We start from the raw sequence: 22,041 nt of genomic DNA on the forward strand, positions 1-22,041 counted from the left end.
GCAGACGGCCGACCGATGGCAAATCTAATCTTTTCAACCTCTTGTGCAGTAAACCCATGAAGCGACGGGTCGGTAAACTCATCGGACTTTTCGTCGTCACCATTTTTGCCCTGGCAGTCATGTATGTCAGTGGTGGGCGTAACGATTTTAGTAGTCAGAAGCCCGAGTCCACGAGCGAATCTCCCATTCCTGAGTCCTTGGCTCCGGTCACCGTTCTGCCTCTGGCGAAAGAGCCGATCGAAATCCTCGATAGCTATGCCGGAACGATCGAGCCGCTCGAGAAGTTTTCGCTCGCCTTCCAACAAGCAGGCGAAATCGCCACGCTGGCGAAGAACGAACATGGTCGACCCCTGGATGTTGGCGATCGGGTTAAAGCAGGTCAGATACTCGCTCAGCTCGATACCCGGATCCTGGTAGCTCGCCGCGAGGAAGCGAACGCGAATCTCGAAAACGCCGAGACTGAATTCCAGCGACTAGCGAACCTACAGCAGCGCAGCCCTGGTGCCGTGACGCAAACCGCCTTCCAGCAAGCCACGCAGATGCTGGCCGTCGCCAAGGCAATGCGCGACATTGCTGAGAAGAACCTTGAAAACGCTTCGCTCACCTCGCCCGTCGATGGTGTGGTTTCCGCTCGGATGGTCAACGCTGGCGAATCGATCAACATGCATCAGGCCGCCTTCGAGTTGGTTCAAGTCGACAAAGTCCTGCTGACCGTTGGCGTGCCAGAGTCACGCATCGTTGCCATGCAGAAGCGATTCAATGCGACGCGGCGGCAAAAGACTGGCGACACGACCGCAGGCATGCCAGATCCAACGAGCGACTTTCGCGTGGATGTCCGACGGTTCGATTCCTCGTCCAATTTGGAACAAGGAGTCGTGCTGCAAGGAAGCGTCTATCGCATTGCCGAGACGGTCAACGATCGCAATGGGCTGTTTGAAGTCGAAGTGCTCTTGGATAACGAGGATCACCTGCTCAAACCAGGGATCGTCGGCAAAGCCGACTTCGTAATCCGCGAGATCGAGGGCTACCGCGTTCCGGTTGAAAGCGTTGTCTTCAACGATCGTACCGCCAACCTCTTCTTCGCGGCGATCCCACCGCAAAACGGCACGACGACGGTCGAGTTCGTCGGAACCGAAGTCGCGGAAGTTCCAAATTACATCGCCCACCGGTTCGAGATTCCTTCCTACATCGAACAGGGCCGCTATTTCATCTTGCCTGAACTGCCTGGCGACATGCAGTTGCTGGTGGTTCAAGGTCAGCATCGCCTGGTCGAAGGGCGTCCCCTGGAAATCATCGGAGGTGCCGAAAAGGTAAGTGAAGCGGCGTCGCCAGGCAGCGACATGGGGCCGATGACCGAGGTCTCCCGGCTTCAGACCGATCGTTCCGGAAAGTAGTCAAGGGAGCTCACCACGATGAAACTTAGTGCCGGTGCGATTGAACAACCTCGTTTCGTGATCGTCTGCACGATCATCGTTCTGGTGGCCGTTGTGATGGTCACCTTGAACATTCCGGTCCAGCGTACGCCTGCCATCTCGAAGGCGGTCGTACTGGTCGCGGTCCCCTACCCAGGTGCTCAGCCGATCGAAGTCGAAGAGCAGATCACCAGCAAAATCGAAGACGCGCTGCAAAAGCTGAAGAACGTCGACTTCATTGCCTCGACCAGTATGCGTGGATCGAGTGTGACGCAGATCATCTTTCTCGACGGTGTCGATCCTGACCTGGCTCGCGGCGAGGTGAAGGACTTGGTCGACGAGATCCGCCGCGAACTACCGGTGGCGCGCGAAGTTCAACCTTCGGTCACCGACATCGACTTCGAGAACACGCCGTTGATGCTGGTCAACATGACCGCGCCACCCGGCTTTGACGAAGCTTCGCTCAAAACGCTGGCGGAAGAAGTCCAAGAGGAACTGGAGACCATCCCTGGCATCTCGAACACGCAGCTCTTCGGCGGACGCGAACGAGAACTGCACGTCAACGTGAACGTCGATCTGGCGGCCGAGTATGGATTGACACTTGGCGACTTCCGTCAGGCGCTTGCCAACTTTCATGCCGAAATGCCCGCCGGCGAACTCGATACCGGTACGTTCGACTTCCGCGTGCGAAATGAAACCCAGTTCCGTGGCGTTGAAGATATTCGTAACGCGATTGTCAGCCAGGCCAATGGCAAGGTCATCAAGATCGGCGACGTCGCCGAAGTGAACGATTCTTATCGCCGTCTGAAGAACGTTGCCCTGCTGGATGGTGAGTCGTGCGCGACGATCATCGTCAACAAAGAAGCCGATATCAACACGCTGGCCGCGGCGATCGCGGTCAAAGAGAAGATCGACGAACTTCGTCCCCAGTATCCGAACATCAAGTTTCGCGTAACGCGAGATACCTCGGCGGAAATCTCGATCATGTTCCGCGTGCTCGGTTCGAGCTTTGTCTTCGGAGCGATGCTGGTGCTGGTGATCCTGGCCTGGACCATGGGTCTGCGAATTTCGCTGCTGGTTCTCACGGCGATTCCGCTCAGCTCAGCGGTCGGGTTGATCGCCCTGTATGCGATGGGGATCCCCGTCTCGAATATGGTGATCTTCGCCTTCATCCTGGTGTTGGGGATGGTGGTGGACGGAGCGATCATCGTTGCTGAAAACATTCATCGTCACATCGAACGAGGCGAAGACCCGGTCGATGCTGCCAAAATCGGGATCGAAGAAGTTGGTACGCCGGTCATCATGGCCGACCTGACGACGGTCGCCGCCTTTTTGCCGATGATGCTGGTGCCGGGCATCATGGGTGACTTCATGCGTGTGATGCCGCAGGTTGTCAGCGTATCGCTGCTAGGCAGTGTGCTAGTCGATCACTTCTTCATTCCTGTCGTCGCCGCTCGCTGGTATGGACGCCGCAAGGCGAGCGAAGTCGTCCCAGATAAAACCGTTCATGAAACGCTTTCTCGTGAAGATGACGACGCCGAGATTCGCATTCGTCCGAACCTTGGCTTCTTCACCAAGATGTACATCTACGTGCTGAAGTGGAGCCTTGAGACTCGCTGGGCTGTCGTCGGTTGTACGATCCTGGCGTTGGTTTGGGCTGGCTTCATGATGGTGCACGTCGAGAAAGAGTTCTTCCCCCCCAGCGACCGTGGCCAGTTTGAAGTGAAATACGAACTTCCACTGGGAAGCAGCATTCACCAAACGATTGCCGCGGCAGATGCCATACAAGGGCCGCTCCGGGAACTGGGCTCTCGCCCCAACAGCGAACTGGTCAACTTCGTCTCGGCCCTCGGTTCTTCCGAAGGGTTGGCGAGTCGCCTGGAAAACGACCCGGCCGTGGGACCAGAGTTCGGGACCGTGATGGTCGAACTTCTTTCGCCGCTGGACCGCGATCGTCACGAACGCGTCATCCTCGCGGAACTACGGGAAAGTTTCGACGAGAACGTGAAGAAGTTTCCAGGGATGACTTACACCATCAATGAAGTGGAAGAAGGCCCGCCTGGGGGCGCTAAGGTGGCGGTTCGCTTCACCGGTGATAACCTTGAACAACTTGGCTTCGTCGCGGAAAGCACGACCGCCCAGATGCGTCAAATCCCAGGGGCGGTCGACGTGAAGACCGACTACCGAAACCTCAATCCCGAAATCATCGTCGAGCCTTTCCCGGAAGTGGTCGGCATGTTCGGCATGTCGGAAATGCAGGTCGCCCAGGCCATTCAAACGGCGATCAACGGCGACACGACCATCGAACTGAACCTTGGCGACGAAGACGTCACACTGCGTCTTCAGGCGATGGATGACTATCGCGCATCGAAGGATCAACTCGAACGGATCATGCTCACCAGCCCCACCGGCAAAAAGGCGACGATCGGCCAACTGGCCCGGCTTGATCGAGCGACCAGTTTGTTCGCCGTGAATCGTTACGACCGCAAACGAGCCGTGATGGCGAAGTGTGATGTGATCGAGAATCCCGATACCGAGAAAATCTTCACGCGGCTGCGGGAAGAGATTCTGCCCGCCATGGGATTCCGCCCCGCCAACGATTCGATCAGCTTCATGGATATGGCGTTCATTGGAACGGTCGGCACTCCGTCGGAAGGCCTGCGTGCCGAGTTCACCGGCGAAAGCGAAGAGACGGCGAAGAACATGAATTACCTGACCGCCTCGATGGCGATCGCGGTGATTTTGATCTTTGCGATTCTGGTCTACCAGTTCGGCAGCTTTCGCCAGGCAGGCATCGTCATGCTGACGGTGCCACTCAGTTTTGTCGGCGTCGTTGCTGGAATGTTCCTGTGCGACTTCCCCTTCAGCCTGGCCACGTTTATCGGGCTGGTCAGTTTGACGGGGATCGTCGTGAACGATGCGATCGTGGTGGTCGACTTCATCAATCAAGGTCGCCAGCGTGGACTTCGCGTTCGCGATGCCATTGTCGAAGCAGGCATCAATCGCCTTCGCCCCGTGATGCTGACCACCGTGACGACGATTGGTGGTCTGTTGCCTCTGCTGTTGAACCTCAGCGGCGGGGCCGAGTTCTGGCAACCGTTGACCGGGGCTGTGATCTTTGGCCTGGCCTTCGCCACGATTCTGACGCTGGTCGTGATTCCGGTCGCCTACAGTCTGGCTTACTTCAACGCGGACAAGAAAGCAGTTGCCGTCAGCTAGTCAACATTGGCAGCGCGCATAAAAGAAGGCCAGCGATTTAATCCGCTGGCCTTCATTCGTTATCGATTGGAAGCAACGCTTACATCGGTGCTTCTTCGCCTGGCATGTCGATGTTGATGTCGCCTACTTCGTCCGAGGGCCCCTTCAGGACTTCGTCGATCGCCTTCTTCAACTCGGCGGCGAGGTCGATCTTGAAGTCTTCGTCTGGGATGCCCTTTTCGTCGGCCAGCTTCTTGGCGGCTTCGCTCAGGCTCAGCAGTTCTTCATCCGATACGCTGTCGCGGAACTGAAGTTCCCCTTCCGCATCGAGATCGGCAATACGACCGTCGAGCAGGGTCTTTAGTTCGTCTTCGGTGATCTCCTTCTCGAACATGCCATGCGCGACACGCTGCAGTTCCTTGGTGGTTTCCGCCTTCTGCTCTTCGGTCAAACCAGATGGCAGAATGTATTTGCTCCGGGCGACTTCGATCGGAATGGCGGTGAACGCAGGCGACTTGGCGAGCTTCTCGCCGATCTGGCCGACCTGTTCCAGCGAGACTTCGCCATCGCGGTACCCTTTGGCCACGCGCGAGATCTGCTGCTTCATCTCTTGCTTCTGACCATCCGGCAGATCCGAGCTGTCGATCAATTCGTTGGCCTGGCTCTCCATGAAGTTCGCGACCATCGTCGTTGCATTCAAGTAGACGTAATAGCCAACGCCGCACACGATGGCGGCCAGAACCAGACTGAAAACCAGACAACCGATGATGACCGTGGTACACCCACCGCCCGACTTCTTCGGTTCTTCGACGCTAAATTGATCGCTCGCCATCGATGCAAACTCCTTCTCGATAATGATTCAACATGGCCCCAACAACGATGCCACGATGAGTGCTCCCCTGAATGGGGTCGATTATCGCGGATTCTGATCCTCGGGCAATAACGGCAATTCGACGTACATCTTAAAAGCTTGCTCAATTTTTTCCCAAGATGGCTGACCATTATGAATCCAGAGGCCATATCGCAGGGAAACCGTCTCCCCCTTTTTGAGCGTAAGTGGCTTCTCGTAAGACATCGTCGCCCCCATCCAGCCATCGTTGCGGACATGGAACGGCGCGGTGAACGTTGGATTCTGGGGATGGTTCATGAGCGTGATCCCTTCGATCGTGTTCGCGGCAATCGGCCCGGAATAGTCGACCCAGCGGGCCGGTTTCCGAAAGACTTCTTTCTCGTCGACATGCCCCTCGCTGTTGCGGATCGTTCCCCCGCCATCACTCACGCCGATCGTTTTCGCCACGCGTACTCCCAGCGGACCGAACGGCGTGTCGCCGAAGGTGACCTGGTCGACGGCTGCCTTCAACCGCGAATCGATCACCAGCAGCCACTGTTCCCTTTCGAGCGGGATCACCGTCATTGTGCGAACTTCCTCCAGAAGCTTCTGCTGGTTGTCGGTATCGACCCAGGCATTGATCATCTGAACCTGGGCCTGATCGCCGTCGACGAACTTGCCAACTTTCTCGTGGCGAATCTTCCCTGGCGAGCGATCGGTCCAAAAGTTGACGCCGTTGATGTCGTGATGGGTCAGCCAGACCGAGTTGTGATGACTGTGCCCGTTGGGATCGTGCGGGTGCCCCATCCTCGTCAAGCTTCGCCCGGCTGGCCCTACGACGGGATAGATAAATGGACGATGCAAACCGGCTGCGTAGTGATATCGCAGCAACTCGCGACCGTCGCGCGTGATCGAGACTTGATCGTGCGGCAGCGGCAGGACCTGCATCGTCGGGACCGGCTTGGCCCCTGGCAGCGTTTCATCCGCTGCGAATATCGATCCAGAAAAAAGAACCAGGAAGCAACCAAGGAAGAGCACGCGTAGCATGAAGAGACTCCCGGCGAGGTGGGGTGAAGGGTGGGTTCCTTCAGCGTACCGGGCAGTGAGCGGCGACTCAAACAAAAACGGCCTCGCCGTAGAGGCAAGGCCGTTGATGTTTTGGGCGATGAATCGTTCGACCGATTATTCGTCGAAATTGTATTCGATCTTCAGCACTTCCAGATCGTAAGTCCCCTTCGGTGCAGCGATCGAGACAACATCGCCAACCTTCTTGCCGATCAACTGTTGAGCCATCGGACTGTCTACGAGGATCTTGTTGTTCATGAAGTCTTCTTCACCGGAGCCAACCAGCGAGTAGACTTCTTCTTCGTCCATATCGACATCGCGAACAGTGACCGTCGCGAAGAAGCTCACCACCGATCTATCGACCGACGCGGGATCCACGATGTAAGCTTTGCTCAGCTTCGATTTGATCAGGTTGATCTTGGCCTGAATCATACCTTGGGTTTCGCGCGAGCCATGATACTCGGCGTTTTCTTTGAGGTCCCCTTCGGCACGTGCGTTGGCCACCTTCTCAGTGATTGCTGGCATTTCGACGTCTTCGAGATGCTGCAATTCGGCCTTGAGCTTATCGTAGCCTTTGCGGGACATGGGCATTCTATCGGCCATGCTCGACATGTCAGGAACTCCCTAGTTGAAAAAAAAACGCGACCTGGGACAGGCCGCATGTCGTTCTTGTTGAATTGGTTACTTTTATTGTTATTGAAACGTGATGCGTTTGTAAAGCCAGCTTCACCCCACAGCTAGCACATTCGCGCAAGGGGTTGAAAAAGAACCATGATTAGCATCACGATTTGATCTAGATCGTATCGATCAGGTACAACAGTGCCCCGCACGACGAGCAGAATACCGGTTTGCCCAGCTTCAAATCACTGACAGTTTGAATACGCAACTGAACGTTACACTGGGTGCAATAGTTGTTAACCACCGAAGCGAGGGCTTCTTCCCCTCGAGCTTTGACGATACGTTTGTAGTCTTGGCGGATGTCTGGCGGAACGTCCTTTTCGACCCCTTCCAGGATCTGGAGCACCCGGGCCAGTTCGGTCTCCATGACGCCACGTTGTTGATTGACTTCATTCTGGATCTTGGCCAGGTCGTCTTTGGCGTTCAGAACGCCTTTGTCCGCCTCAGTCAATTTGACTTCCAGCTGGTCGACTTTCTCGAGGGCCTCGAGAATCTCGTCCGACATCACACTGTTGGCCATCTGGGCTGCGGCGATTTGTTCTTTGAAGATCTGAAATTCTTCGTTTGTGTTCGCGGCGTTCAGCTTCCCTTCAATCACACCGATCTTGCTTTCGCTTTCGCGAAGTTGCAACTGCTTGCGATCGGCCGTCATTTTCGTGTTTTTGATCGATTCTTTGACGTCCACCACGACCTGTTCAGCAGCAACCACGCGGTTTTCGGCCGCAGTGATACGAATCGGACAGCGAGCCAAGCGACTTCGCAGATCGCTCAACTGGCGGTGGATTCGGTGAAGTTCCTGCAGAACTTCGCTATAGGGTCGTTCGGACATATTCAATCCATTCAGGGGACAACACGAAAAGGCTTCTCCCCACAATTTAGCAGTAGGCAAGGGTTTAGCACACGCCACCAATGCATTTTACCCCACCGGGCAAATAAAAAAGCACGGGCCTTGGTGACAAAGCCCGTGCTTACCAGGTTCACTCAATCCACAAGTTCTGGGGGCTATGCCGCCTCGGCCGTGTGCAGGAAGCCGGCCAATTGCTGGCTGCGAACTGGATGTTGCAGCTTGCGAACCGCTTTGGCTTCGATCTGGCGGACACGTTCGCGGGTCACCTTAAAGATGCGGCCAACTTCTTCCAGGGTATAGGTGTACCCGTCCTGAAGGCCATAACGCAGCTTGATGATTTCACGTTCGCGGTAGGTCAGTGTCTTCAGCAGGCCACCGATCTTGTCTCGCAGGATTTCGTTGGAAGCCTTGCGGATCGGGGTTTCTTCGTGGCCGTCTTCGATGAACTCGCCGAACGAGCTGTCTTCGCTTTCGCCGATCGGACGGTCGAGGCTGACCGGGTGACGACCGATGTCCATCACGCGGCGAACTTCTTCCACCGGGATTTCGCTATAACGCGAGATTTCTTCCATGGTTGGTTCGCGGCGAAGTTCCTGCAGCAGACGCTTCTGGATGTTTCGCAGCTTCGACAAGACGTCGATCATGTGCACTGGAATGCGGATCGTACGTGCCTGATCGGCGATGGCTCGGGTAATGGCCTGACGAATCCACCAGGTCGCATAGGTCGAGAACTTGAAGCCACGGCGATATTCGTACTTGTCGACCGCACGCATCAGGCCGGTGTTGCCTTCCTGGATCAGGTCCAAGAAGCTCAAGCCACGGTTGCGATACTTCTTGGCGATCGAGACCACCAGGCGGAGGTTGCCGCTGGAAAGTTCTCGCTTGACGCCTTCGTACTGATCGAACTGCTTACGGAACTTGTTGCAGCGGGTTCGCAGGCTGCGTGGGCTTTCCAGCGTCAGCAGCATCAGGTCGCGAAGTTCTTTGCGGAGGTTGGCACGTTCGTCCTTGGCGGCTGGAATGTCGCGGATGAGATCGAGACGTGCTCGGATTTCTTCCATCCGATCGGCGAAGTCTTCCAGTTGAGCCATCACGGGCTGCACGCGACGGGTTCGCAGCGACAACTCTTCAACCAATTGCAGGCACTTCTGACGGCGGCGAATGAATCGCTTGCGAGCGGCGATTCGTTCTTCGCGTGGAGTGCTCTTGCGAAGCAGTCGTTGGAAGTCGCGACGATTTTGTTCCAGCATGACCCGCAACGTCTTCAAGTTGTGCGGCATGCGACCTTGGATCTGTTCCTTGGTCAGGTTTTCGGTCAACGAAACCTTGATCGTACGATCGAAAGGGAGTTCGCCCCGGTGAACCTTTTCCAGGATTTCAACCGTGTGTCGAAGTGCGAAGTCGCAACCGAGAACCAGGCGGCGGAACTGCTTACGTGTGATTTCAATCTTCTTGGCCAGGGCGATTTCTTCTGCGCGGGAAAGCAGAGGAATCGAGGCCATCTGAGACAGGTACATCCGGATCGGATCGTCGCTGCTCTTGGTGATTTCTTCGGTAGCGAAGCTTTCCGATCCGCCATCTTCGTCCAAAGCTTCCGCGAATTCGCGAGCGGACGGAGCCTTCGAGGCCGGGGCGTCGTCGAAATCATCTTCTGGAGGATCGGTAACCAGTTCGATACCACGGTTTTCCAGTTCAGCCAGCAGCGAATCAAGCTTCTCGCTGCCTTGAGCTTCGTCGGGCAGATAGTTGTTGACTTCGTCATAAGTCAACCAACCTTGCGACTTGCCTTTTTCCAGAAGTACGGCCAATTCTTGATCAGCAAATTCCATAGTGAAGACCTCCTTGCCTTCCCATAAAATTCCATCGGTCATTTACGCCTTCAGATCGAGATGCGGGTCAAACCGATCAATGGCGACGTCAAGCGGTATCCTCTACCCATCCGTGGGAAAGGAAATACCCTGGCGGTTTCGATTCTGCTCGATGATCTGTTGGAGAATGTCGAGCTCATCCTCTTTCGATAGCGATTGTTGCTGCATGGAAGCGACTTGCTGCCCTTCCATACGCTCTTCGTGTCGGCGGCGGTACGCCTCGACGATACGTTTTAGTTCCTGGTCGGCATCCCCGAATCCTCGGTTGGAAGCCGACTCGTCGAGCTCGATCAGCAGGAATCGCAACGATTCGTTGTCGATCGAGTCGAGGATCCCCGGAAACGCACAATCCAGGTGCGCTTCGCTGCGGGATCGGATGACTTTGTAGATGGCTTGGGCACCTTCGCTGATCAGTTCGTCCGGACCGATCTCGTCCAGGCACCATTCCACCGTTTCGGGCAACGCCAACATCAACTCGATCAGGGTGCGGTCCCAGTTATCGAGCGTGCTGATCCGATAAATCTTGCCCGGATTGGCCGACATTTCTTCTTGATTTGCCGGGTAAGTCTTGGTGCTGGCCGCCTTTCGCAAAGCAGACAGCCGTGTCCGTAGCTCCGATTCGGCGACCTGAAACTGGCGAGCAATACGTGCCAGAAACTGGTGTTCGCGAAGACGGACTTCCGACGACGCTTCCGCCGCCAGGTTGGGTGCCTTGGCCAACGTGTTTAAAACGTCTTCCAGGGCGTCGTTAGCACTATGCAGATCGTTGGCCAGATTGATTCCGGCGGTGGCGATCCGAATCTTGTGTTCCAGGGCATCGACCGACTTGTCGAGGTGGCTCCGAAATCCGTCGGCACCATACTTCTGTACGAAGTCGCAAGGGTCGAGGTTGTCGGGAAGGGTTGTAATTCGTAAATCGACCTGCTGAGCGATGAACAGCTCGAGGACTTCGCTGGTACGTTTCTGGCCTGCTTCGTCTCCATCGAGCACCAGGTAAACGGTGTCGGCGTAACGGCGAAGCAGTTGAATATGACGCGGCCCCAGGGCAGTCCCCAGCACGGCGACGGCATTCTTGACGCCAGCTTCGTGCAGGGCAATCACGTCGGTGTAACCTTCCACGACCACCACCTTCTTGCTGTTGGTGATGTGATCGCGAGCCAGGTCCAACGCATAAACATTGTCGCTCTTCGAGAAGAGCCGTGTTTCGGGCGAGTTGACATACTTGGCCGATTTGTCGTCGGCGTATGCCGGCAAAATGCGGCCACCAAACGCGATCGGACGGCTTTGGACGTCACGGATCGGGAAAATCACGCGTCCCTTGAAACGATCGTACATGCGGCCAGCTTGCGACTTGCCGATCAGTCCGACATTTTCCAGAACCGGATGGTTATAGGCACTTTGAATCGATTTGTTGCAGAGCCACTGCCAGTCGTTGGGCGAGAAACCAAGGTGGAAGTGGTGAATCGCTTCCTTGGTGATCCCGCGATCGTGTAAATAACGTCGGGCTTCGTCCGCAATCGGATCGTTGAGCAGCAGTTCGTGGAACGTTCGCTCGGCCCAGGCCAGGGCGTTGAATTGGAATTTTTTGTCGTCGGGGCTTCCGGCCGGAGCAACCGGACCGGCCGATGGCAGGGCGATGTTGGCTCGTTCGGCCAGCAGTTCGAGTGCTTCGCGGAATTCGATCGATTCGCGACGCATGACAAAGCTGAAAACGTCGCCGCCGATCCCGCAGACCCAGCAGCGCCAAGATTGGCGTTGCGGATTGACCTGAAAGCTTGGTCGGCTATCGTCGTGCCATGGGCACAAAGCGACATAGCCACGTCCCTGCCGTCGCAGGTTCAAGTACGTACCGAGCACATCCACAATGTCGGATGCGACACGCACTTGTTCTTTCACGTCGTTGTCAGGGAGAAATGCCACCCGCTTGGAAATCCTTCCAGGGAAATTCGGGAACCCTTTGGCCCGAGAACAGTCGGCGTTCAAGCCACTTCCTAGCAGCCTTCACGTAACCCAACATTCGCGTTCTGGGCCGTGCCTTCCGTAGCACGTGGGAGCAATTTAGCCCATATCGCATTTTTAGGTCAAGTTCGCATTGACGTCTGCCGACAACCTTTTGGTTTCACGCTAGCAGATATCTTCTACAATATCGATTTCCAGGGATTTCGCGAAGTAGCATCCCTTTTTTTCCCTGCCTTAAAAGGCGTAGCAGAGCACAAATTTGGCTTCCCGTTTTTTTCCTCCTGCCGAACAAGCCGACGAAAATGACCTCGTTCTGGTCGGCGGCCGACTGACTTCTGAGTGGCTTTTAGATGCCTATCGCCATGGAATTTTTCCGTGGCCGATGTGGGGCGACTGGATGCCGATGACCTGGTTCTCGCTCGATCCCCGGGCAATCATCCCTCTGAATGGGTTGTATGTCAGCAGTCGATTGAAGCGGACCATCCGCAGCGGCAAATTTCAAGTCACTTGCGATAAAGCATTTCGCGACGTGATGAAGGGGTGCTCGCTGCCGAGACACGAAAAAGATGGTACCTGGATCTCGCCGGCGATGATCAAGGCCTACTGCAAGCTGCACGCAGAGGGGCACGCGCACAGCGTCGAGGTGTGGCAAGGGGAAGAACTGGTCGGTGGCATTTACGGCGTCGCGATCGGCGGCGTGTTTGCCGGTGAATCGATGTTCCATACCGTTCGCGACGCCTCGAAAGTCGCACTAACCGCACTGGTGTCGCATTTGAACCAGCGCGGCTACAAGCTATTCGACATCCAACAGTGGACCGCACACACCGGCAGCATGGGGGCCATCGAGATCGATCGGAGCGATTATCTGCGACTGCTCGGCTCGGTCGTCGACTTGCCGGTGACGTTCGGCGAGCAGCTTTCCGAGATCGAATATTTCGGCGACTAAGCCTTCGCGATCAACTTTTTACGAAGCAGGTCGAGTCCCTGCTTCGCCATGCGGGGGCCCCAAATCTCAGGATGCCCCGCCAGACCGCTGGCTTTCGACTCGACACCGTCGGCACTTGCCAGGGCGACAAAGTAGTCGTCCGAAGAGTCCGCCTCGCAGAACGTCCCCAGGGCCAGCCCATAATCGGCCCCCGTTTGCTGACGGATTGCTGCGGCAGCCTTCTCAACCGATTCCCGAGTCGTGAGTTCGCTGGGAGGCTGAATATGCCCTCCGACGAACGCTTTTCGCTGATCGTCGACTGCCCCCAGCCAGAAAGCGAGCAGCCCCGATGTCGATGACTCGACCGTGGCGACCTTCTTTCCTTGTGCGAGCAAGTCACGCACGATCACATCCTGCAGTTCCTCCTCCCCTTCTCCGAAGACCAGGTCCCCGACCGCCGCGTGAATTTGCTTCACCGTATCGGCAATGGCTGCCTCGCACTGGGCCGCTTCGGTCCCGGTGGCGGTGATTCGGAGCGAGATGGTCGCCTGGTGCACGGTAATGCCAACGCGTGGCTCCCGTCCACGTTTGATCAGATCCGGCAGTAACGCTTCCATATGACTTTCACCGACTCCGAAGCATTTGACGACGTGGTGGCGAATGACCTTCTTAGCGGTCCCCTGCCCGGCCAGCGACGGTGCCACCGTAGCGGTCCACATCTCCTTCATTTCTGCTGGCACACCAGGTAATGCGATAAATCGGGAGTGATGCATTCCCACGCTGTAGTCGAGATCGATCCCAGGGGCCGTTCCGTTCGGATTGAAGATCACCCGGCTTCCTTCAGGAAACATGGCCTGAATCTGATTTTTCGGTGGCATTTCACGCCCCCGCATCGAGAACCGCCGCTGAATATGCTCGAGACTGTCGGCATCCAGCTTCAAACGGGTGCTGGTCGCGTTCGCCAAAGCTTGCCGTGTGAGATCGTCGTCGGTTGGCCCAAGGCCTCCGGTCGCAATCACCAGGTTGGCTCGCGAGAGGGCCGTTTTGAAAACTTGGATATTGGCTTCCAGATCGTCGCCGACCGTGGTGTGAAACAGCACCTCGATCCCCAGGGTCTCTAGTTGCTGACTAAGCCACTGAGTGTTGGTGTCCAGTCGCTGTCCGCTCGTTAGTTCATCACCGATGGCCAAGATCTCTGCGATCATTCTGGGTTTGATCCTTCCTGAGTGCGTTTGCGGCGAAGCGAGTGCTTCTTCTCTCTACGATACCCCAACATTGCCACTTCGACACGACCCCGAAACTCTGCCAATTCGATAGAAGAGTCTCAAGCGTCATACGTCGAAGTGGGGAACCGCGAATTCCCCAGAGATCACAACGAGCGACGCTTTCAGGTGTATTCGATTAGCCGATGAGCCCGAAGGGGACACCTTCCCCCACTTTGCGGTTTGTTCCAATGCCGGTGTTCCTACCTCGCTCGGGCGCAACCTGATCATGCCATCCAACTCCTCCTCGACTGCCAATGCACCGACCGTTACTCAAACGTTTCATACTGCTGCGCGGGAAGCTCGTGACTTGGTCCAGCGGCTGGTAAAACGAAAGCGAGAAGGTCTCGACTGGATCGATGACCTGCGGGAACTGCAGCAGGAGTTCATCCAGAGTTCGCCTCAAGCCTCGCAGCGAGAATGTGGAGCCGGCTGTGCTAGTTGCTGCCTCTCGGCTCAGGTCGACGTCACCGGGGTCGAGGCGATTGCTGCAAGCGAGTTTCTGCGGATGTGTGTCAGCCCAGAAGATCGGGCGAAGATCGAATCGCGTCTCAAACGGAGCACCGAAATCCGTCGAGCCCAGATCAAAGGGCAACTGCCACAGCGACCGGTGGCCTGCGGCATGCTGAATTCCCAGGGACATTGCCAGATTTATGCGGCCCGACCGGTGATCTGCTCTGGCGTCTTCTCCACCGATCGTCAGGCCTGTGACGACGCCATCCATGCTGCGGAAAAGGGCGATTTGTCCGGATCGGCTCCGTTGGACCTGGTATCGATCCAGGCAACCGGCGGAATCTCGGGGGGATTGCAACGTGTGCTCGTCGAAAATGGCTACGACGGCAACCTTTACGAGCTCAACTCGGCCGTTCTGACGGTGCTTCATGACCCTCATGCCCTGCAACGTTTCTTCGACCGCGAAGATATCTTCCGCGATGCCATCTGCACCGAAGCCCACTCTCCCCCCAGACGAAATATGGTCGTTCGACCATTTCACTTACGTCGCCGAGAGTCTCATTTGAACTAATCCTCATCCCTGGTTTGCCTATCCCAGGTTGTCAAACCGAAATCGAAGGTGGTACCGTAGAGGGAATTGCCGTCGAATGACGGATGGATACAGGATCGACTCGCTTCCCGCTCGGCACGTTTTTGCCCGGGAATGCGACCTTTTCGGGAACGATTGACCTATGGAATTGACCGCTGGCTTCGAGCACTTCGTTCGCACGGATGAACCTTTGGCAAAATACACCTGGCTGAAACTGGGTGGAAGCGCGGAATATTTCGCCGAACCTACGACCATCGAAGAACTTGCTTCCGTCGTCAAACGTTGCCGCGAGAACGATATTCCGTGTCGCGTGCTGGGCGGCGGCTCGAACTTGCTGGTCAGCGACGATGGCGTTCCCGGTATGGTCATTCACCTGAGCCATCCCGTCTTCAGCGGGATCGAAGTGGAAGGCAACCGCGTCACTGTCGGTGGTGGTGCCAAGCTTTCGCATGTCGTTAGCACTTCCGTCGGAGCTGGTCTGGCGGGCCTGGAAGCCTTGGCTGGTATTCCGGGCACGGTAGGTGGTGCCCTGCATGGCAATGCCGGGGCCAATGGCGTCGACATTGGTCAGCGGACGGTCGAAGCGAAGGTGATGACCCGCACGGGCGAAGTGCAGACCCGTACCGCTAGCGATCTGCAGTTCACGTATCGCCAAAGCAGCTTGGATGAACTGGTCATCTTGAGTGCCGTGTTCGAGCTCGATTCGGCAGATTCCCAGGAACTGACCCGCCGCATGCAGAAGTTCTGGATCGTCCAGAAGGCTTCGCAGCCAGGCGGATCGGACGCGGTCGGCTACATGTTCTTCGACCCACCAGGTCTTTCTGCCAGTTCGGTGATCGAGCAATCGGGGCTGAAGGGCACCAAGGTCGGCGGAGCCGAAATCTGCGGCGAACATGCCAATTTCGTCATCGCCAGCCCAGAAGCAACTGCCAACGATGTTCGCCGCTTAGCCGAACTGGTTCAAAGCCGTGTGAAGGAAGTCAGCGGCATGGATTTGAAGTGCCAGCTAACCATCTGGTAGCAACGCCACCATTCTTGCGAGCAACCACCAGGAAGAGCGGAACATCGGTGGGCTTTCTGCCGTAGGACAAGTTTCGCGAACCGCAATCAAGTTGCTCATTAAGATGAGCCGATCTCGAATCATGGGCAATTATCGATTTCCATAAAACGTGTGGAGACGCGTTTATTGGAATCGAAAGATTCATTATGCTCTTCGCCATGCCGGCCGCTTTGCCGCCGGCATGCCATGGACGGGCCAACTTTTACAAGGATGTTTCCTGTGAGTCGCAGCGATCAAACCCGGTCGGGTTTGTTGAGCCTGGGATCCCCTGCCGCGCGCCAGTTCCTGCTGTGCGTGGCGATTGTTGCCGCCTTTGTGCTGGTGATGGTCGCCGGCTGGAATCACTATGCCGATCAGTTCGCTGCCCGGGAAGAGTTCCTGCTGTCGCCACGCGACATTCTGATCACCACGCCGCCGGCCTGGATTCAGTCGAACGTCCTGTCCGACTCGGTCGAAGAAGCCTCGCTGCCTGAGCAACTCGATCTTCGCGACCGAGAGCTGACCTCGAAGATTGCTGCCACTTTCACCGCCCACCCATGGGTGCGTCAGGTGCACAAAGTCGTCAAGCAATACCCCGCCAAGGTCCTGGTCGAACTCGAATACCGCCGGCCTGTCGCCATGGTGGAGGTCGAATTCGTGGACGAAGGTGCTGTTCGCCGCGGCCTGATCCCGGTCGACGTCGAAGGAACCGTACTGCCGCCCGGCGATTTTTCGCGCATCCAAGCGAACGACCGGTACCCTCGCATCCATATCGATCTGAAGCGACCGATGGTCGAAGCCGGGATGAAATGGGACGACCTTAGAGTTGCCGAAGCGGCCTCGATCGCCAGTTTGCTGGTTGGCCACTGGAGCGAATTGAAGTTGAACCGAATCGTCGTCAAAGAGGATGGCGGTCGGCACTACGAACTAGAGTCCGACACCACCCGCATCATTTGGGGAAGTCCCCCAGGCCAAGAGCTGCCGCAAGAGACGCTGGCGAACCACAAAGTTCAGGTGATGCTACAGAAAGCAGCCGAGTCGGCCATCTCCGACAACAACGCCAGCCCAGCACTCGATCTACGAACGGCAGGTCGAGCATTGACCGGCACTGGCCCGGTACGCCGCTAGAGCAAACTGCTTATCTAATACGCTGCGATGAATCGGAGCTCAGATAGCTGGTGTCGCCTGCCGTCACATCGGGCACTTGATTCCAATTGCTTTTCTCCGGAATCTCCGCGCGTCGAATTGCCACACTCTGTGGTGCTTCAATTCCAACTCGCACCGCTTTTCCTGTGACACGCAACACGACGATCGTGATGCCGTCGCCAATCTCGATTCTTTCACCAACGCGTCGACTTAAGACTAACATAGCGTCCCTGCCCAAGACCTTACCTAAGAAATATATCAGCGAGATGGATCTTACCTCGCATCCGGTCGTTTTTGATTACACGATGCTAGTCAGGTTGCGGCAGAACAATCAGACGCAAACCATGTCCGATCGTTCTAACCGCGAGTATAAAAATCTCCCTGCGGTTTACGACAAACAAAATGAAAGCAGCGTGACATTTTCCGCAAAATAAGCAAATTAATGCTGCAAGCTTATTGACGAGCGTTAATACAAACAGTTACTTGCTTGGTATCTGATTCATGGTGTAGTACAGCACGTCGTGCCAGAGCGGCTCACCATTCTCGTTGCGAATTCCTGGGAAATGGATTTCGTGAACGTGCCCTTCCTGGACTTTATCTAAGGTGATTTTCAGCGACTTCTTGTCCGGAGCGACTTCAACTTTGGTCACTGTCGGCTTGGTATGGTCGACCTCTGGGCTACCATAGCTCGACTGATAGATATAGGTATAGGTCTCAGCCACAATGGCATCGGCGGCCGTGGCGGAGGCAGCATCGATTGGCTTCGTGAACTGGACGGTGAAGCCATCGGGATTCGCTGTTACATTCAGCAAGTCGAATGGAACGACACCGGTCCAGTTGATCCGTTCAAGCGAGAACGGCTTGCTGCCGCGGGAGCCCCAACCACGATTGGTGCCACCGACAAACAGGTTGCCATCTTCGGTCATCCAGATTGGCAAGGTGCCGGAACCGATGTCTTTCAGGAACGGAATGCACGCCCCTTGGTAGCGGCCGTTCACTTCTTCCATGACGACACGCATCACGGTGCTGTGCGACTGATCGCCCACCATCATCTGGCCGGCGAATGGTCCGAACTTGCCTTCCGATCGATCGTAGTCGACACCGCTGGCCGACTTGCCCATCTTGTCGTAAGGGAACAGTACGGCGGCCGGCATGTACTCAGGGATCTTCTTCGCTTCGACATGGAAGCGACTGTTGCTCTCCGGATCTACCGGGCGATCTCCCATCTCTGGAGCGAGCTTGTACCAATCGTTGCCACCTGGGTGACCGACGAACTTGCCGGGCACAAGATGCTTCAAACCACAAGTACCGTTCCAGGGGCCTTGGTTATCGGTGTAGAACACATCGCCGGCGGCGTTCATCCCGATACCGCCAGGGCTACGCACGCCGCTCGTTGTTGCCACGGTGGTTCCGTCGGCGTTCACACGCAAACACCAACCGCGAAATGGAACCTGGCTCGAGAACGAACCGGTCAAACAAAGCGTGACCCAAATGTTTCCTTCCTGATCGAAGCGTGAACCGAAGGCGTATTCGTGATAGTCACCCGACACGCCCCAACCATCCGAGACGATCTCGAACTCATCCGCTTCCCCATCACCGTTGGTATCACGAACCCGCGAGACATCGGTTCGTTGCGTCACGTAGAGCCAGCCATCGCGATAAGCGAGGCCAAGTACTTCGTGCAGACCATGAGCGAACAGCGTGAACTTGGTATCGGTTTCCGGCGAACTGGCCTTCGGGTTCGAGACCATATAGATATCGCCCCGGCGTGTGGCCACCGCCAACTTACCGTCCGGCATCATCTCTAGCGCGCCGACTTCCAGCACGACACCTTCCGGAATCGGCAGCGGCGTAATCTTGTAGTACTTTTCCTGCTCGCTTTCCTGGGCGAAACCCACGGTGGTACCGAGCAAAACCATCGTCAGAGCAAACGTTGTATATCGAATCATGGCGATCCCCATGCAAAGGGCCAAACGGAGCAATCAGATACCAGGGAGGTCTTACCAAACGTATTTCAGCGAGAACTGACGCGGACCGGCACCTTCGGGCACCTCGATCAACAGATCGTTTTGATCCGGTCGGACGATTCCCTTGGCTCCTTCGATTTGAACCTTGAGACCATCCCCCATCTGAAACCAGCCATCCTCCAGGGCATGAATACCGCCCCCTTGAAGCGCTCGGAAAACAAACGAACCAGTCGTCGGCGGACCTTCGACCGTGAACTCTCGAACCAATACCGGGAACTCACCCACCTTGTCGGCGTGGATGGCTTCCGCGATGGTTTGCTCGTCGAAACGATAACGGAACGTTGGGTTGTTCGCTTCGTCGAGGCGATAGCCTAAGAACTTGTAGCCAGCTTCTTTTCCTGACGTTTCCGGCCACTTGGCAGCGGCGTCATTCAGCACTGCGAATGGTGCCTTGCCCGGCAAGCGAATCACGTTGTCGCCCAGCGGAGGCTGGTAACCCTGACCGCGACCAGTCCAATGACGCGACGCATCGATGAACGCTCCTTGCCAGATTAAGGCCAGGTTCATGTCGTTGGCATCGAACGCGATATTGGCCTTCTCAGGGAACCCGACCCCAATCGCTCGGCTGCCGGCTCCTTCGATAAAGTTGCGATAGATCACCGCCTTGCGCCAAGCAATCAATTCGATCGGCTGCTCACCCACACCAAACGGCTTGGCTGCTTTGTTCTGATCGCTCAAGTAAATCCAAATGGCTTCGACCTGTTGATCGGCGTCGCCACTAAGAATATTCCGCATCACCGACTTGCCATTCGGCCAGGCCGTTGGCATACGCGTTCCCTTCCGGAAGCGTGGTGGATCCATGACGTAGGCCATGAACCAGTCGTGATTCAATCGACGAGTCATCAGCGTCATGTCGATCCCCTGCACGCCGGAGGCCTTCTCACCATCGAACGTATGGCACTTGATACAACCAAAGACTTTGTCACCCACCATGTGCCGTCCGGTCGCCTTGATGCGGCCTTCCGTTTCGGGGATCTCGATCGGTGGATGCTCCGGCAGCGTATCGAGCGTGGCGAACAATGGCTGCAATTGCCCCACATTCTGATGACCGAAATTCGGCATCACGGTTTTCATATAGGGTCGATCCTTTGCACCTTCGCCCAGGATCTTGTTCATCCAGTTCGGAGTCAGCTTGGCACCCACACCAGTCAGCGTCGGTGGAAGACGACCTTCGTCACCCATTTCGGCCTGGGTGGTGTGGAACAACGTATCAAGCTGCGGATCGATACCGCCGATCTCGTTGCGTTGATGGCATGCATAACAGTTGAAGGTCGCCAGATGGCGTTGAACACGTTGCTCGGGTTCCCAGGCCAACGTGTTGGCTTCTTTGCGATGCGAAATCGCCGACGCCAGGCTCTTACGCTGGGCTTCCGTCAGGCGGAAGTCAGGAGCCCCTTTAGGCTGGGCTGCCAAACAGCCCTTGCTGATTTCGAGCTCTGCCAGGTTCGGGCCCTTCAAGATCGAGCGATCGGCTTTGGTGCCTTCCAATTTGTGACAGGTCGCACAACCGAGCGAAACGAATTGCACCTGCCCCTTTTCTGCTCGTTGGGCATCGACCAGGAAGCCAGGGGTACCGCTCGACTCTTCGGCAGGTTCAGGACTGAGAACAACAAAGTCGGCAACTGAAGCGTTTCGCATGCCGCGAGGGCCATCGAACAGCACTTCGAGCTCTTGCTCGCCAGCCCCTTCAAAGTATTCGACTCGCAGTGGGTGATACCCAGGTTCAAGTCGTACCTTGCCGGAACGGCGTCCCTTCGGGTGAATGCCGTCATAGATGACGATTTCCTTGCCATCGATCAGCAGCCGGCTACCGTCGTCCGATTCGATATGGAAGTTGTAATCACCTTTCTGCGTAATGTTCAGAAAACCCTCGAACACCAAACCGAAGTTATCTTTCCGTGGGGCAACGCCGACGTCAAACGACATCGTTTCACCGGTATCGGCTGGCTTCAACTTCGAGAAGTCTGGCAGCTTGGACCAGTTGCCTTCGTAATAGGTGTATTTGATGTTCGCTGGAATTTCGACGTCCAGATCCTGCAGCAAATACTGGGCGATCTTGTTGGCGTCTTCCGAAGTGAGACGCAGCGAAGGCATACGACCAGACGCACGCACCTTCAATGGATCTTGCAGAAACGCCGCGAGGGAAGGAACCGAGTACTTCGCTTCGAGCTGGCCAAGCGGCTTCAGTTGGGCGACATCGAGCGGGCTTCCTTCGCGCGGACCATGGCACGCGGCACAGCCGATGTCGTGGTAAAGCTGCTTGCCAGCGTTAATGTCGCGACCACGTCGACGGGCTTCTTGCAGACGGCCTGTCGATGCCAGGAAGTGCGTCAGGTTTTCAATCGCTTCGGTACGTTCTTCCGCAGGCAACCCACCCAGCACATCGGGCATCGTGGCCCCTGGCTTCAGTTGATGTGGATCGGCCAGGTAGGCTCGCAAGTATTCAGGACGCACCCGCGATCCGACCATCGAAAGATCGGGCGCGGTCTTCGGTGCGAGATTCCCAAGATCGACATTCGATTGGGCATGACATGCCACGCAGTTCAACTCGCTGAGGAGCAGTTCTCCTCCGGCGGCATCACTCGACTGCGAATGGAAGCGTTCATATCCAGGAATGATCGGGCCAGTTTGTGCCTCTGCGGGATGGCTGGTCAGGACAACAAGAACCGACGCAACCGCAAGGATGCCAAGGTGCATTCTCTTCATGCGAAAAGCCAATTACGGAACGAGGAAAGAGGTCAGGT

General features: G+C 56.4%; 16 protein-coding genes. 6 read left to right on the plus strand and 10 right to left on the minus strand.

What is annotated here, in order from left to right:
* Positions 1–56 precede the first annotated feature (56 nt).
* Positions 57–1,394, plus strand: a complete 1,338-nt coding sequence (locus ABD890_RS19450) for an efflux RND transporter periplasmic adaptor subunit (protein ID WP_345093685.1) — start codon at positions 57–59, stop codon at positions 1,392–1,394.
* 18 nt (positions 1,395–1,412) lie between these two features.
* Positions 1,413–4,631 carry an efflux RND transporter permease subunit gene (locus ABD890_RS19455; RefSeq protein WP_345093687.1) on the plus strand — a complete coding sequence of 1,073 codons (3,219 nt, stop codon included), beginning with the start codon at positions 1,413–1,415 and terminating at the stop codon, positions 4,629–4,631.
* A gap of 79 nt (positions 4,632–4,710) precedes the next feature.
* Here the strand turns inward: ABD890_RS19455 and ABD890_RS19460 are convergent, their stop codons facing one another.
* From ABD890_RS19460 to dnaG, 6 genes are all read right to left on the minus strand, one after another.
* Positions 4,711–5,442, minus strand: coding sequence for a hypothetical protein (locus ABD890_RS19460; RefSeq protein WP_345093689.1), 732 nt, complete (start codon positions 5,440–5,442; stop codon positions 4,711–4,713).
* An 81-nt stretch (positions 5,443–5,523) separates the two neighbouring features.
* Entirely contained in the window at positions 5,524–6,486 is a 963-nt protein-coding gene (locus tag ABD890_RS19465) for a DUF6807 domain-containing protein (protein WP_345093691.1), read from the minus strand.
* A gap of 135 nt (positions 6,487–6,621) precedes the next feature.
* On the minus strand, positions 6,622–7,107 hold the full coding sequence (gene greA / locus ABD890_RS19470) for a transcription elongation factor GreA (protein ID WP_373356480.1): 486 nt from the start codon (positions 7,105–7,107) through the stop codon (positions 6,622–6,624).
* Positions 7,108–7,297: 190 nt separating this feature from the next.
* Positions 7,298–8,011, minus strand: a complete 714-nt coding sequence (locus ABD890_RS19475) for a zinc ribbon domain-containing protein (RefSeq protein ID WP_345093694.1) — start codon at positions 8,009–8,011, stop codon at positions 7,298–7,300.
* Positions 8,012–8,184: 173 nt separating this feature from the next.
* A complete protein-coding gene (locus tag ABD890_RS19480) occupies positions 8,185–9,858 on the minus strand; it encodes a sigma-70 family RNA polymerase sigma factor (RefSeq protein ID WP_345093696.1) in 1,674 nt (557 codons plus the stop codon).
* 102 nt (positions 9,859–9,960) lie between these two features.
* A complete protein-coding gene (gene dnaG, locus ABD890_RS19485; RefSeq protein WP_345093697.1) occupies positions 9,961–11,817 on the minus strand; it encodes a DNA primase in 1,857 nt (618 codons plus the stop codon).
* A 298-nt stretch (positions 11,818–12,115) separates the two neighbouring features.
* Between dnaG and aat the strand changes: the two genes are divergently transcribed.
* Positions 12,116–12,802, plus strand: coding sequence for a leucyl/phenylalanyl-tRNA--protein transferase (gene aat, locus ABD890_RS19490; protein WP_345093699.1), 687 nt, complete (start codon positions 12,116–12,118; stop codon positions 12,800–12,802).
* On the opposite strand, the gene ABD890_RS19495 is transcribed toward aat, so the two are convergent.
* Positions 12,799–13,986, minus strand: coding sequence for a CinA family nicotinamide mononucleotide deamidase-related protein (locus ABD890_RS19495; RefSeq protein ID WP_345093701.1), 1,188 nt, complete (start codon positions 13,984–13,986; stop codon positions 12,799–12,801). The genes aat and ABD890_RS19495 overlap by 4 nt on opposite strands.
* A gap of 286 nt (positions 13,987–14,272) precedes the next feature.
* Between ABD890_RS19495 and ABD890_RS19500 the strand changes: the two genes are divergently transcribed.
* From ABD890_RS19500 to ABD890_RS19510, 3 genes are all read left to right on the plus strand, one after another.
* Complete coding sequence (locus ABD890_RS19500; RefSeq protein ID WP_345093703.1) at positions 14,273–15,067, plus strand: YkgJ family cysteine cluster protein; 795 nt, start codon at positions 14,273–14,275, stop codon at positions 15,065–15,067.
* 160 nt (positions 15,068–15,227) lie between these two features.
* Positions 15,228–16,106 carry a UDP-N-acetylmuramate dehydrogenase gene (gene murB, locus ABD890_RS19505; RefSeq protein ID WP_345093705.1) on the plus strand — a complete coding sequence of 293 codons (879 nt, stop codon included), beginning with the start codon at positions 15,228–15,230 and terminating at the stop codon, positions 16,104–16,106.
* Positions 16,107–16,364: 258 nt separating this feature from the next.
* Positions 16,365–17,252, plus strand: a complete 888-nt coding sequence (locus ABD890_RS19510) for a cell division protein FtsQ/DivIB (protein WP_345093707.1) — start codon at positions 16,365–16,367, stop codon at positions 17,250–17,252.
* Between the two features lie 10 nt (positions 17,253–17,262).
* Here the strand turns inward: ABD890_RS19510 and ABD890_RS19515 are convergent, their stop codons facing one another.
* From ABD890_RS19515 to ABD890_RS19525, 3 genes are all read right to left on the minus strand, one after another.
* A complete protein-coding gene (locus tag ABD890_RS19515; protein ID WP_345093709.1) occupies positions 17,263–17,493 on the minus strand; it encodes a carbon storage regulator in 231 nt (76 codons plus the stop codon).
* 256 nt (positions 17,494–17,749) lie between these two features.
* A complete protein-coding gene (locus ABD890_RS19520) occupies positions 17,750–19,219 on the minus strand; it encodes a DUF7133 domain-containing protein (RefSeq protein WP_345093711.1) in 1,470 nt (489 codons plus the stop codon).
* 51 nt (positions 19,220–19,270) lie between these two features.
* A complete protein-coding gene (locus ABD890_RS19525; RefSeq protein ID WP_345093713.1) occupies positions 19,271–22,003 on the minus strand; it encodes a c-type cytochrome in 2,733 nt (910 codons plus the stop codon).
* Between the last annotated feature and the right edge of the window lie 38 nt (positions 22,004–22,041).

It is taken from the genome of Bremerella cremea (genome assembly GCF_039541315.1).
GTDB lineage: Bacteria > Planctomycetota > Planctomycetia > Pirellulales > Pirellulaceae > Bremerella > Bremerella cremea.